At 72.3% G+C, this 13,768-nt stretch carries 9 protein-coding genes and 1 pseudogene; 2 read left to right on the top strand and 8 right to left on the bottom strand.

Going from position 1 to position 13,768, the window contains the following annotated elements; genetic code table 11:
- Positions 1–95: 95 nt before the first annotated feature.
- From VE546_RS25645 to VE546_RS25620, 6 genes and pseudogenes are all read right to left on the bottom strand, one after another.
- Positions 96–1,475, bottom strand: a pseudogene (locus VE546_RS25645) (alpha-amylase); the annotation flags it as partial.
- Positions 1,476–1,844: 369 nt separating this feature from the next.
- A complete protein-coding gene (locus VE546_RS25640) occupies positions 1,845–2,930 on the bottom strand; it encodes a LacI family DNA-binding transcriptional regulator (protein WP_414720586.1) in 1,086 nt (361 codons plus the stop codon).
- Positions 2,915–4,570: a glycoside hydrolase family 13 protein gene (locus VE546_RS25635; RefSeq protein WP_324926361.1), complete on the bottom strand. Its 1,656-nt coding sequence runs from the start codon at positions 4,568–4,570 to the stop codon at positions 2,915–2,917. The genes VE546_RS25640 and VE546_RS25635 overlap by 16 nt, the downstream gene beginning before the upstream one ends.
- A 62-nt stretch (positions 4,571–4,632) precedes the next feature.
- A complete protein-coding gene (locus tag VE546_RS25630) occupies positions 4,633–5,547 on the bottom strand; it encodes a carbohydrate ABC transporter permease (protein ID WP_324926383.1) in 915 nt (304 codons plus the stop codon).
- A 5-nt stretch (positions 5,548–5,552) separates the two neighbouring features.
- Complete coding sequence (locus tag VE546_RS25625) at positions 5,553–6,572, bottom strand: sugar ABC transporter permease (RefSeq protein WP_324926359.1); 1,020 nt, start codon at positions 6,570–6,572, stop codon at positions 5,553–5,555.
- A gap of 50 nt (positions 6,573–6,622) precedes the next feature.
- Positions 6,623–7,900: an extracellular solute-binding protein gene (locus tag VE546_RS25620; protein WP_324926357.1), complete on the bottom strand. Its 1,278-nt coding sequence runs from the start codon at positions 7,898–7,900 to the stop codon at positions 6,623–6,625.
- 370 nt (positions 7,901–8,270) lie between these two features.
- Here VE546_RS25620 and VE546_RS25615 point away from each other — a divergent pair, with 370 nt between their 5' ends.
- Positions 8,271–9,341: a LacI family DNA-binding transcriptional regulator gene (locus VE546_RS25615; protein WP_324926355.1), complete on the top strand. Its 1,071-nt coding sequence runs from the start codon at positions 8,271–8,273 to the stop codon at positions 9,339–9,341.
- A 36-nt stretch (positions 9,342–9,377) separates the two neighbouring features.
- On the top strand, positions 9,378–10,223 hold the full coding sequence (locus VE546_RS25610; RefSeq protein ID WP_324926353.1) for a phosphatase PAP2 family protein: 846 nt from the start codon (positions 9,378–9,380) through the stop codon (positions 10,221–10,223).
- An 87-nt stretch (positions 10,224–10,310) separates the two neighbouring features.
- Here the strand turns inward: VE546_RS25610 and VE546_RS25605 are convergent, their stop codons facing one another.
- Positions 10,311–10,505, bottom strand: a complete 195-nt coding sequence (locus tag VE546_RS25605) for an antitoxin (protein ID WP_324926381.1) — start codon at positions 10,503–10,505, stop codon at positions 10,311–10,313.
- 127 nt (positions 10,506–10,632) lie between these two features.
- Complete coding sequence (locus VE546_RS25600; protein WP_324926351.1) at positions 10,633–13,677, bottom strand: bifunctional [glutamine synthetase] adenylyltransferase/[glutamine synthetase]-adenylyl-L-tyrosine phosphorylase; 3,045 nt, start codon at positions 13,675–13,677, stop codon at positions 10,633–10,635.
- Positions 13,678–13,768: the final 91 nt, after the last annotated feature.

Below are 13,768 nucleotides of genomic sequence, written 5' to 3'. Positions count from 1 at the left end.
GAGTGGGGGTGCGGGGTTCGGGGCCGCCCGGCCCGGCGGGGACGCGGACGGGAGCCGGGCGGCCGGTTCGCGGGAGCGCCGCGCCGGGCGCGCTAGCAGGTGCGGGCGCCGGTGCGCAGGGCGAGCGCGGTGTTCGGGCCCAGCGTGGCGGTGAACTGGCCGGAGCCGTTCACGGTCACCTTCCGGCCGCTCTGGACGTCGCAGTAGTCGCCGGACGGCAGCGAGGTCTGGAAGGTGCGGGAGACCGCGTACGTCTCGTGGTTGATGGCCACGTACGCCTTGCTGCCGCGGCCGAAGGCTATGGCGTCGTTGCCGTTGTCCCACCAGTTGGTGACGGCCTGGCCGCGCGCCTCGTTGCGGAGGGCCACCATGGAGGCGATCTCGGGCCAGGCGTGCTGGCACTTCCAGCCGTCCTGCCAGCAGGCGTTCACCTGGCCGCCGTTGGGCGGACCGGCGTCCTTGTCGCTCCACTCGTAGCCGGAGTGGACGTCCGGGGAGCCGTACGGCCAGGCCAGCATGAAGACGTTGGCGAGGGTGTAGTTGGCGCCGTCCTTGTAGTTGAGGGTGTCGCCGCCGCGCTCGGTGTCGTGGTTGTCGACGAAGACGGCGGACCTGCCGGACTCCATGTAGCCCCAGCCCTCGCCGTAGTTCTTCAGGTACGCGAGCTTCTCGCTGTTGAAGACCCGCTTGAGGTCACGGGCGTAGCGGAACTCCTGGACGTCCCCGTTGCCCAGGTACTCGCTGGGCGAGACGGCCTCGCCGGCGCCGTAGATGGCCTCCTGCTTCCAGTAGGCGCCGGGGTTGGTGAGCTGGGACTTGATGGCCGCCAGGTCGCCCGCCGGCATGTGCTTGGCGGCGTCGATGCGGAAGCCGTCCACGCCGAGGGAGAGCAGGTCGTTCATGTAGGCCGCGATCCGGCTGCGCACGTAGGGCTCGCCGGTGTCGAGGTCGGCGAGGCCGACCAGCTCGCAGTGCTGGACGTTGTACCGGTCCTGGTAGTTGCTGATCTGGGACCGGCAGTCGTCCATGTCCTGGCCCTGGTAGATGCCGGGGTAGTCGTACTTGGTGTACGACGAGCCGCCGGTGCCGGTGCCGCTGCCCGCCGACATGTGGTTGATCACCGTGTCCACCACAACCTTGACGCCCGCCGCGTGGCAGGTGTTGACCATGTTCTGGAACTGCGCGCGGGTGCCGAGACGCCCGGCGATCTTGTAGCTGACGGGCTGGTACGAGGTCCACCACTGGCTGCCCTGGATGTGCTCCTGGGGCGGTGAGACCTGGACGTAACCGTATCCGGCCGGGCCGAGCCTGCTGGTGCACTCGCGCGCGACCGAGTCGAACTTCCACTCGAACAGCACGGCGGTGACGTCCTTGGTCCCGGGCGGGGCCGCCTGGGCCTGTCCGGGGACGGCGATGAGCGATCCTGCCATGCCCGCGACAAGTGCGAGCGCGGCGGAGGTGGATCTCCTGGCCACGTTTCCTCCTGTGGGGGAAGCCGATGCGAATGCCTGCCTGGGGGCAACGCGCCGCGCCCGTAGGCCGTGGAACCCGAAGGTCCCGAACCCGAAGGCTCTTTCTGCAAGACGACTGAAAGAGCGTGAAAACCTTCGCGCAGCAGACCGTAGGTCCGTCCCCGGCGACCGTCAAGACCTCGGGACACATCCCGGAAACGCCGCCGTTCCCTATGTGTAATCTCTTTCGCAAGAAGTTGCGCGGTGCTACGTTCGACTCCACTCCCGGCCCGGTCGGCCGGGGGTTCTCACCACGAACCCCACGCGCCCGGCCGGCCGGGCCGGGGCCGCACCCGGCGCCCTCCCTGTGCGCCGGTGCGGCCGTGGCCGCGGCTACGGCGGCGGAGCCGTCGAGCCGCGCACCACCAGCTCGGGCTGGAAGACGAACTCCGCGTGCTGGACCGGGTTGCCGCCGATCTCCTCCAGCAGCGCGTTCACCGCCGCGTTCGCCATGGCCTTGACCGGCTGCCGCACGGTCGTCAGGGGCGGGTCGGTGAAGGCGATCAGCTCGGAGTCGTCGAAGCCGACCACCGACAGGTCGCGGGGCACGTCCAGCCCCCGCTGGCGGGCCGCCCGGACCACGCCGAGCGCCATCATGTCGCTGCCGCAGACGACGCCCGTGCAGCCGGCGTCCATCAGCTCGCCCGCCGCGGCGTGGCCGCCTTCGAGGGTGAACAGGGTGTGCCGGATCAGTCCCCGGACCACCGTCCCGGGCACGCCCCGCTCCGTCAGCGCCGCCGTGAAGCCCTCGGTCTTGCGCCGCACCGGAACGTACCGGACCGGGCCGACCGCCAGGCCGATCCGCCGCGGGTCGTGCCCGAGGTCGGTCAGGTGGCGCACGGCCATCCGCGCCGCCGCGCGGTCGTCGGGCGAGACGAAGGGGGCGCTGATGCGCTCGTTGAAGCCGTTGATGAGCACGAACGGCACACCGCGCCCGGCGAGCCGGGCGTAGCGGTCGGGGTCCGCGGTGGTGTCGGCGTGCAGTCCGGAGAGGAAGACGATGCCGTTGACGCCGCGTTCGACGAGCTGGTCGACCAGCTCGTCCTCGGTGGCGCCGCCGGGCATCTGGGTGCACAGCACGGGGGTGTAGCCGTGCCCGGCCAGGGCCTGCTCGATGACCTGCGCGAACGCCGGGAAGATCGGGTTGGTCAGCTCGGGGATGACCAGCCCGATCAGCCCGGCGCTGCGCTGCCGCAGCCGTACCGGCCGCTCGTACCCCAGCACGTCCAGGGCGGCCAGCACCTTCTGCCTGGTCCCGGCCGCCACGCCCGCCTTGCCGTTGAGGACCCGGCTGACCGTGGCCTCGCTGACCGCGGCCTGGGCGGCGATGTCGGCGAGGCGGGCGGTGCCCGGGACGGTTCCCCCGGCCGCGCTCCCGGCCGGGGGAACCCTGTCCGGCTCGGTCACACCGTCCACCAGACGGTGGTGTCCGCCGGGAGCGCGCCCCCGTCGTACTCGCCGCTGGCCAGCAGCACCCGGCCGGGGACGGTGGACAGCTCCACGGGCTGGCCGGTGGTGTTGACGGTGCAGACGAAGTCCTCGCCGGAGCCGTCGGCGGCGCGCCGGCGGAAGGCGAGCACGCCCGCGGGGAAGTCCTCCAGCCACTCGACGCCGTCGCCGGCGCCGAGCGCCGGGTGCTCGCGGCGCACGGCGAGCGCGCTGCGGTACATCTCCAGGGTGGAGGTGGGGTCGCCGGTCTGCTCCTCGACCGACAGCTCCGCCCACTCCGGCGGCTGGGGCAGCCAGCTCCCGCCGGAGCCGAAGCCGTAGCTGGGGCCGTCCGGGGTCCACGGGATGGGCACGCGGCAGCCGTCGCGCAGCCCGTCCTGGCCGTTGTCCCGGAAGAACGACGGGTCCTGGCGCACCTCGTCCGGCAGGTCGGTGACCTCCGGCAGGCCCAGCTCCTCGCCCTGGTAGACGTACGCCGAACCGGGCAGCGCCAGCATCAGCAGCGAGGCCGCGCGGGCGCGGGCCAGGCCGCCGCCGAGGCGGGTGCGGTGGCGCACCACGTCGTGGTTGGAGAGCACCCAGGTGGTGGGGGCGCCGACCGGGCGCATGGAGTCCAGCGACTCGTCGATGACCGCCCGCAGCGCCTCGGCGTTCCAGCCGGTGTTGAGGTAGTGGAAGTTGAACGCCTGGTGCAGCTCGTCGGGGCGCAGGTAGAGGGCGGTGCGCTCGGGGCTGGGCGTCCAGGCCTCGGCGACGCCGATGCGCTCGCCGGGGTACTCGTCGAGGATGCGCCGCCAGGAGCGGTAGATCTCGTGGACGCCGTCCTGGTCGAAGAAGGGCAGCACCTGGCTGCCCAGCAGCTTGAGCTGCCCGGCCCGGCCCATGTCGGGCAGGCCGGGGGCCTTGACCAGGCCGTGGGCGACGTCGATGCGGAAGCCGTCCACGCCCATGTCCAGCCAGAAGCGCAGCACCGAGCGGAACTCGTCCCGCACGGCCTCGTTCTCCCAGTTGAAGTCGGGCTGCTCGGGGGCGAACAGGTGCAGGTACCACTCCCCCGGGCTGCCGTCGGGGTTCTTGGTGCGGGTCCAGGCCGGGCCGCCGAAGATGGACTCCCAGTCGTTGGGGGGCTCGTCCCCGTCCGGGCCCCGGCCGGGACGGAAGTGGTAGCGGTCGCGCAGCGGCGATCCGGGCCCCTCGCGCAGGGCGCGCTGGAACCACTCGTGCTGGTCGGAGGAGTGGTTGGGCACCAGGTCCACGATGATGCGCAGGCCCAGCTCGTGGGCGTCGCGGATCAGGGCGTCGGCGTCGTGGAGGTCGCCGAACATCGGGTCGATGGCGCGGTAGTCGGCGACGTCGTATCCGGCGTCGGCCTGCGGGGAGGCGTAGAAGGGGCTGAGCCAGACGGCGTCGACGCCCAGGTCGGCCAGGTACGGCAGCCGCGCGCGGACACCCGCCAGGTCGCCCATGCCGTCGCCGTTGCCGTCGGCGAAGGAGCGGGGGTAGACCTGGTAGATCACCGCGTCGCGCCACCAGCCGGTGGGCTCGCCCGTGGCGTCCGGACGGACGGCGGGAGCCGTACCGCCGACGGGGACTGAGGAGTGCTGGGTCATGTCATCCCTGGTGGTCGTGAGTGGGGGGACGCGAGGCGCCGGACGGACGGGGCCGGGCCCGGTCAGGACTTGACGGCGCCGGAGGTCAGTCCGGCCACGAGGTGGCGCTGGGCGATCCCGAAGACGATCGCGGCCGGTACGGCGATGATCACCGCGGCGGCGGTCATGGAACCCCAGTCGCCGGTGTACTGGTTGACGAAGGTCTGCAGGCCGCCGGCGAGGGTGAGGTTCTCCTCCCCGGTCATGAAGGCCGACGCGTAGGCGACCTCGGCCCAGGCGGTCACGAAGCTGTAGAAGCCGGTGACGGCGATGCCGGGCTTGGCGAGCGGCAGGATCAGCCGCCAGAAGGTGCCGAAGGGGTTGAGGCCGTCCACCCGCCCGGACTCGTCGATGGAGACGGGGATGGTGTCGAAGAAGCCCTTCATCATCCAGGCGCAGAACGGCACCGCGATGGTGAGGTAGGTGATGATCAGGCCGATGGGCTGGTTGAGGAGCCCGAGCTGGGACATCAGGTTGTACAGCGGCACGATCAGGATCGCCATCGGGAACATCTGCGTGATCAGCAGGGTCCACATCAGCGGGCGCATGCCGGGGAAGCGGAAGCGGCTGACGGCGTATCCGGTGGTGGCGGAGATGAAGACGCCGAGCAGCGTGGTCACCACCACGATCAGCACCGAGTTCCAGAACCAGGTCAGGAAGTGGGTCTCGGTCAGGACGTGCTCGTAGTTGTCGAGGGTGAAGTTCTCCACCAGCGAGGTGGTGAAGGTGTCGGTCTTGGGCTTGAAGGACGTCACCAGCAGCCACAGCGGCGGGAACACCGCCACCGCGGCGGCCAGCAGCAGGCCGGCGTGCAGGCCGATGGAGGCCAGGGGGCCGCGCTCGCCGCGCCCGCGGACGCGCCGGGGGCGCCCGGCGGGGACGGACGGCGCGGGCGCGGTCGTGGCGGGGTCGGGCGTCGTGGTCCCGGCGGTGTTCATGGTCGTCACCACACCTCTCCCTGCTTGCGGAGCGAACGGCGGTAGCCCACCGCGAAGAGCATCAGGAGCAGCAGGATGAGCACGCCCCAGGCCGCGGAGGTGGCGAAGTCGCGTGGGCTGACCAGGAAGGACAGCCGGTAGGCGTACGTCACCAGGATCTCGGTGGAGTCACCGGGGCCGCCGCGGGTGAGCAGGAAGATCACCGGGAACATGTTGAACGTCCAGATGGTGCTCAGCAGGACCACGGTGCTGCTGACCGAGCGGATGCCCGGCAGGGTCACGTTGCGGAAGCGCTGCCAGGCGTTCGCCCCGTCCATCTCGGCCGCCTCCAGCAGTTCGGAGGGGATGGCCTGCAGGGCGCCCAGCAGGGCGACGAGCATGAAGGGCACGCCCAGCCAGACGTTCACCGCGATGACGGAGACCTTGGCCCAGGTGGGGTCGCCCAGCCAGGGGACGCCGTCGATGCCGCCGCCCGCCAGGATCTTGTTGAGGATGCCGTTCTTCTCGTTGTAGAGCATCCGCCAGGCGAAGACGGAGACGAAGGCGGGGATGCCCCAGGGCAGGATGATGGCGATGCGGTAGACCGTGCGGCCGCGCAGCTTCCGGTTGAGCATGACGGCCAGCGCCAGGCCGGCCGCGAAGGTGATGCCGACGCAGCCCACGGTCCACAGGACCGTCCAGCCGAGCCGGTCCCAGAAGACGCTGTCGGTGAGGATCGCCCGGTAGTTGTCGAGACCGACGAACGTATACGTCGCCTCGATCTCGTTGACGCCGATGGTGCGGGCGACGTTGGCCTCGTCGGCGTCGGTGAGGGACAGGTAGATGCCCCGGACCAGCGGATAGCCGATGATCACCCCGATGACGGTCACCACGGGGGCCACCATGGCCCAGGCGTACCAGTGGGTGGCCAGGGCCCGGCGCAGCGGTCCGGGGGCCTTGTTCGACGTTCTGCCAGTTCCGCGGCCGCGGCCGCGGGCGTCGCCGCCCGCGGCCGGTGCCACCGACTGGCCGGTCTCGACAGCCATGGTCGTCGGTCAGCCTCTCTGTGGGTTCTCCCCGGGGTCTCCTCCGGTCCCTACTTCCAGTCCCCGTCCTTGAGGAGCTTGGCGTACTCCGTACCGGCCTTCTTCGCCGCGGCGCCGGGCTCGGTCTTGCCGGTCAGCACGTCGGCGAGCTGGACGCGGAGCGGCTCGAAGAGGGAGTTGCCCTCGGCGATCCACGGGCGCTCGACGGCCTTGTCCACGGCGGGCTTGAAGAACTGGACCATCTTGTTGTCCTTGACGGTCTGCTCCTGGTACACCGAGGCGCGGGTCGGCAGCAGGCTCAGTTCCTCGGTGGTGCGCTTCTGGACCTCGGCGGAGGTCATGTACTTCACGAACTCGTAGGAGGCGTCCAGGTTGTCGGAGCCGGCGTAGACCGAGAGGTTGTGGCCGCCCTGCGGGGAGCCCTGGCCCGCGCTGCCGGCCGGGACGGGGGCGACGCCGAGGTTGTCCTCCCTGCCCTTGAACTGGCCGCCGGCGAGGGTGTCCTCGATGGCCCAGGGGCCGTTGAGCATCATGGCGACCTTGCCGTCCTTGAAGGCCTTCTGCATGTTCTCCCACCCGTCGGTGGTGTCGGTGGTCGCGGCCTTGGAGTCCACCAGGTCCTTGATCACCTCGAACGCCTTCCGGCCGGGCTCGTCGTCGACGGTGATCTTCTTGGCGTCGGCGTCGAGCATGTCGCCGCCCTCGCCGTAGAGGAAGGGCAGGAACCAGTAGGCGTCGTCACCGCGCATGTAGAACGGGGTGACGTCCTGCTTCGCGAACTTCGCGGTGGAGGCCTTGATGTCCTCCACGGACTGCGGGACCTCGACGCCGGCCTTCTTCAGCAGGTCCTTGTTGTAGAAGAGGGCGAGGGTGTCGATCACCTGCGGCACGCCGTAGGTCTTGCCCTCGAACTGGGTGCTGCCCCAGGCCTGCGGCAGGTGGTCGTCCTTGCCCTCGACGGCCACGGTGTCGTCCAGCGGGGCGAGGTAGCCCAGGTTGGCGAAGTCGGCCACCCAGGCGACCTCGGCGCGGATCACGTCGGGGGCGCCGGAGCCGCCGCCCGCGGCGTTCTTGAACTTGTTGCTGGCCTCACCGAAGGGGACGTTGACGTACTTGACGTCGACCTTGGGGTGGTCCTTCTCGAACTCCTCGGCGACCTTCTTGAAGAAGCCCTTCTCGGCCTCGTTCGACGTGTCCCAGAACTCGACGGTGCCCGAGAGCTCGCCGCCGGCGTTCTTCTTGCCGCCGTCGCCGCCGTCGCCGCCGCAGGCCGTCGCCGCGAGCGCGAGAGCCGCGGCCACTGCGGTGATCCCTATGCCACGCCGCATGTGAACTCCTCCATGATCCGATGCCCGTCTCGCGGGGGCACGGGCGTACTCCGCGCGGGCCGCGTCGTCGCGGCGCCGGGCTGACGAGGAACGTAACAGCGGCGCAATCTTTTAGAAAGACCTTGCGGCAACTTTCTGCAAACGAGTCTGCAACGGCTTCCGCGGGGGCCTGCGCCCCTGCCGCGCCCCTCTCCGCGTCCGCGGCCCGGAGGCCGGGACCCGGCCCCGGACGCCGCCGACCGCAAGGTTTCCCGCCCTCCGCGGCGGGCGGGAGACGGTGGCCCGGCCCGGTGGGGCGATACCGCAAGAATTCCGGCAAACTTCCGGGTGCGGTGGGCAGCCCGACACACGGCCGGTACAGTCCAGTCCTGTGACCGCACGGCTAGCTGACATCGCAGCCCAGGCGGGGGTCAGCGAAGCGACGGTCAGCCGCGTCCTCAACGGCAAACCGGGCGTTTCCCCGGCCACCCGCGAGTCCGTCCTCGCCGCCCTGGACCTGCTGGGGTACGAGCGGCCGGTACGGCTGCGCCGCCGCAGCGCGGGCCTGGTCGGGCTGATCACGCCGGAGCTGGAGAACCCGATCTTCCCGGCGTTCGCCCAGGTCATCGGACAGGCGCTGACCCGTCAGGGCTACACCCCCGTCCTCGCCACCCAGACCCCCGGCGGCTCGACCGAGGACGAGCTGACCGAGATGCTGGTGGACCGGGGCGTGGCGGGCATCATCTTCGTCTCCGGGCTGCACGCCGACACCACCGCCGACACGCAGCGCTACGAGCAGCTCCGCGGCAAGGGCGTGCCGTTCGTGATGATCAACGGCTTCTCGCCGAAGGTCCGGGCGCCCTTCGTCTCGCCGGACGACCGCACGGCGATGCGGCTGGCCGTCACGCACCTGGTCTCGCTCGGGCACGAGCGGATCGGGCTGGCCCTGGGGCCGGCCCGGTTCGTACCCGTCCAGCGCAAGACGGAGGGCTTCCTCAGCAGCCTCCAGGAGCAGCTCGGAATGTCCCAGGGCGAGGCCGAGGAGCTGGTCCAGCACTCGCTCTACACCCTGGAGGGCGGGCAGGCCGCCGCCGGCGCCCTGATCGACAGGGGCTGCACGGCCGTGGTGTGCGCCAGCGACATGATGGCGCTCGGGGCGATCCGGGCCGCCCGGCAGCGCGGCCTGTCGGTGCCGGACGACGTGTCGGTGATCGGCTTCGACGACTCCCCGCTGATCGCCTTCACCGACCCGCCCCTGACCACCATCCGGCAGCCGGTGACCGCGATGGGGCAGGCGGCCGTACGGGCGCTGCTGGAGGAGATCGGCGGCACCCCCGCGCCGCACAGCGAGTTCGTCTTCCTCCCCGAGCTGGTCGTGCGCGGCTCCACCGCCTCCGCCCCCCAGGGGCGGGCATCGGCCTCGCGGAGGAGTCAGGGCGGCCGGGACCAGACCGGGGGATGATCGGTCGGAAGCCGGGTTCTGGCAGACTGTCGCCCCATGGGGGCTCCGAGTGTGAGGACGACAGCAGAAGACCGGGTGGCCGTGGCCGCTCCGGCAGGTGAACACCAGGGTGTTCCGGCGCAGCGCCGCGCCGTCGTCCAGCGCATCCGCGCCCCCCGCAGGCCGCGCATCTGGTTCGAGATCGTGCTGATCGCGGTCAGCTACTGGACGTACTCCATGATCCGCAACGCCGTGCCGGAGCAGGAGGCACAGGCCCTGCGGAACGCCGACTGGCTGTGGAAGGTCGAGCGCGCCCTCGGCATCGCCGTCGAGCAGTCCCTCAACCACGCGGTGAACGGCGTCACCTGGCTCATCGTGTCGATGAACTACTACTACGCGACGCTGCACTTCATCGTGACCATCGGGGTGCTGGTCTGGCTCTACCGCAGACATCCGGGCCGCTACGCCGCCGCGCGCACGGTGCTGTTCGCCACCACGGCCGTCGCCCTGTTCGGCTACTACTTCTTCCCCCTGGCGCCGCCGCGGCTGATGGAGAGCGTGCACTTCATCGACACCGTGAAGGTCCACGGCACCTGGGGTTCGATGGCCTCGGGCAACATGGCCAACGTCTCCAACCAGTACGCGGCCATGCCGTCGATGCACATCGGCTGGTCGGTGTGGTGCGGCATCACCATCGCCGTGCTGGCGGCCCCCCTGTGGGTGAAGGTCCTCGGCTGGCTCTACCCCGCGGCCACCCTGGTGGTCATCGTCTGCACCGCCAACCACTTCTGGCTGGACGCGGTGGGCGGGGTGCTCTGCCTGGGCATAGGCTTCGCGGTCTCCTACTTCTGGTACGGCGCGCCGGCCCACCGCATGCCCCGACTGGTGCCGGCCACACCGTAGGGCCCCGGGGCCCGCAGGGACGGAAGCGGCGGGGCCGCCGGCGCGCAGTGCGCCGGCGGCCCCGCCGTCCGTCTCCGGTGGGCCGGGCTACCGCAGGTGGTCCTCGCCGTTGCCGTAGGAGCGGCGGACGGCGTCCGCGGCCTGGTCCGTCTGGGGGTCGTACCGGTCGCCGGTGCGCTCGTCGACCGTCCGCTCGACGCGGTCGACGCCCTTGTCCGCCTGGTCGGGGTGCTTCCCGGCCATCTCCTTGGCCTTCTTGGCCATGTCGCCCAGCTTGCCCATAGCGGTCTCCTTGCCGTGACGTCGTGTCATCGTGCTCCGTACCGCCTAACCGGCCACAAGTCGGGCAAACCACTGCGGTGTCCGCCTCCGGCGGGAGGCTCCGGCGGAAGACCCCGGGCGGAAGGGCTCAGTCGGCCTCGTAGAACAGCCGGTCCACCACCGCCCGCGCCCGGCGCGTGGTGCGGCGGTAGTCCTCCAGCATCTCCCCCACGTGTCCCGGCTCGTAGCCGAGGTAGCGGCCGACCGCGGCCAGCTCGCGCGGTTCGGAGGGGAAGGTGTCGCCGGGCCTGCCGCGCACCAGCATCACGGCGTTGCGCACCCGTGTGGCCAGCAGCCACGCCTCGTCCAGGATCCGGGCGTCGTCGTCGCCGATCAGCCCGGCGTCCCGCGCGGCGGCCAGGGCCCGGCGGGTGCGGGTGGTGCGCAGGCCCGGCTCGGCCGCGCCGTGGCGGAGCTGCAGGAGCTGGACGGTCCACTCGACGTCCGACAGCCCGCCCCGGCCGAGCTTGGTGTGGGTGGTGCGGTCGGCGCCGCGCGGCAGCCGCTCGGTCTCCATCCGGGCCTTCAGGCGGCGGATCTCCCGCACCGCCTCCTCGTCCAGACCTCCCTCGGGGTAGCGCAGGGGGTCGATCAGCTCGGTGAAGCGGCGCCCCAGGTCCGCATCGCCCGCGACGGGCTCGGCGCGCAGCAGCGCGTGCCGCTCCCACACCAGCGCCCAGCGGCGGTAGTAGGCCTCGTAGGAGGCCAGGGTGCGCACCAGGGGGCCGCTCTTGCCCTCCGGCCGCAGGTCGGCGTCGATGAGCAGCGGCGGGTCGCTGCTGGGGAGCTGGAGCAGGCGGCGCATCTCGTTGGCGACGGCGAAGGCGGCCTCGCCCGCCTCCCGTTCGTCCGCTCCCTCGTACGGCTCGTGGACGAACAGCACGTCCGCGTCGGAGCCGTAGTTCAGCTCGTGGCCGCCGAAGCGGCCCATGCCGATGACGGCGAAGCGGGTGGGCGGGGTGTCGCCCCACCGGGCCGCCGCAGCGGCCCGCAGGGCCCCGGCGATGGTCGCGGCGTTGAGGTCGGACAGGGCCTCTCCCACCCGGTCCACGGCGGCGGCCACCCCGTCCGCACCGCCGTCCGCGCCGCCGCCCGATTCGCCCGCCTCGGTGCCGCCCGCCTTGTAGGCGCCGATGACGTCGGCGGCCGCCGTGCGGAACAGCTCGCGGCGCCGCACCCCGCGGGCCGCCGTGACGGCCTGCTCGGGCCCGTCGGCGCGGCCGACGGCCGCCAGCACCTCCTGGGTCAGCGCCTCCCGGCCGCGCGGGTGCAGCCCCTCCGGATCGCCGAGCAGGGCGACGGCCTCGGGCGCGCGCAGCAGCAGGTCGGGGGCCAGGCGCCCGGCGGACAGCACCCGGGCCAGGTTCTCGGCGGCGGCCCCCTCGTCCCGCAGCAGCCGCAGGTACCAGGGCGTCTGGCCGAGCGCGTCGGAGACCTTGCGGAAGCCGAGCAGTCCGGCGTCGGGGTCGGCGGAGTCGGCGAACCAGCCGAGCAGCACCGGCAGCAGGGTGCGCTGGATGGCGGCCTTGCGGCTGACCCCGGAGGTGAGCGCCTCCAGATGGCGCAGGGCGGCGGCCGGGTCGGCGTAGCCCAGGGCCTCCAGCCGCTGCCGGGCCGCGCTGGCCGACAGCCGGATCTCGCCGGGCGCGAGCTGGGCGACGGCGTCGAGCAGCGGCCGGTAGAACAGCTTCTCGTGCAGCCGCCGCACGACCGCGGCGTGCCGCTTCCAGGCGCGGGTCAGCTCGGCGACGGGCTCCTGGCGGAAGCCCAGGGAGCGCCCCAGCCGGCGCAGCTCCTCCTCGTCCTGGGGCATCAGGTGGGTGCGGCGCAGCCGGTAGAGCTGTATGCGGTGCTCCAGGGTGCGCAGGAAGCGGTACGCCTGGCCGAGCGAGGCGGCGTCCTGGCGGCCGACGTACCCGCCCGCCGCGAGGGCGTCGAGCGCGGCCAGGGTGGTGGGGCTGCGCAGCGAGGTGTCGCTGCGCCCGTGGACGAGCTGGAGGAGCTGGACGGCGAACTCCACGTCGCGCAGTCCGCCGGGGCCGAGCTTGAGCTCGCGGTCGAGCTGGGCGGCGGGGATGTTGGCCACGACGCGGCGGCGCATCTGCTGGACGTCGGTGACGAAGTTCTCGCGCTCGGCGGCCTGCCACACCAGGGGGGCGACGGCCTCGCAGTACTCGCGGCCCAGCGCCGCGTCCCCCGCCACCGGGCGGGCCTTGAGCAGGGCCTGGAACTCCCAGGTCTTGGCCCAGCGCTGGTAGTACGCCAGGTGGCTGGAGAGGGTGCGCACCAGCGGGCCGTTGCGCCCCTCCGGCCGCAGGTTGGCGTCCACCGGCCAGATGGTGCCCTCGGCCGTGGTGTCGGAGCAGATCCGCATCATGCGGGAGGCGAGCCGGGTCGCGGCGCGCAGGGCCTTGCTCTCCTCGTCGCCCTCGCCCCCGGCGGCCGTTCCGCCGGTCGCCTCGGCGACGAAGACGACGTCCACGTCCGAGACGTAGTTCAGCTCGTGGCCGCCGCACTTGCCCATCCCGATCACGGCCAGCCGGCACAGCGCCGCGTCGTCGGGCGCCTCGCGCTCGGCGATGGCGAGGGCGGCGCGCAGGGTGGCGGTGGCCAGGTCGGCGAGTTCGGCGGCGGTCTCGTCGACGGCGGTGGTGCCGCAGATGTCGCGGGCGGCGATGCTGAGCAGGGCCCGGCGGTAGGCGACGCGCAGCTCGTCGGGGCCGGTCGCGGGGGCGAGCGCGGCCTCGAACTCCTCGATGCCCGGGTGCAGGTCGGCCGTGTCGTACGCCTGGAGGGCGTGCCAGTCGCGCGGGTGCCGCGCGAGGTGGTCGCCGAGCGCCTCGGAGGCGCCGAGCACGCCCAGCAGCCGGTCGCGCAGCGGCTTGGCGGCCAGCACGGTGCCCAGCAGGGTCTGGCGTTCGGCGTCGTCCGGCTGGGCCTCCACCAGCCGGACGAAGGAGCGCAGCGCCAGGTCGGGGTCGGCGGTGGCACCGAGCGCGTCCAGCAGGACCGCGTCGTCCTGCACCCGGGCGAGGACGGGTGCGTCGAGCAGGCGCCCGGCCGCCGCCGGATCGGTGAAACCGTGCCGTACGAACCGCCCGAACCGGCTGTCCCGCCGACCGCCCTGCGCCACCGTGTGTCGCCCTCCTCGCCGCGTCGGTCCCGGTTCGCAGCGTACCCCGCCGCCTCCGCGCACCCGCGCCGTGACCTGCCTCCGGCCGCGG

The organism is Streptomyces sp. (assembly GCF_035644915.1).
Classification (GTDB): Bacteria; Actinomycetota; Actinomycetes; order Streptomycetales; family Streptomycetaceae; genus Streptomyces.
The sequence above is the reverse complement of the archived record's forward strand: the minus strand, read 5'-3'. Positions and strand labels throughout refer to the sequence as shown.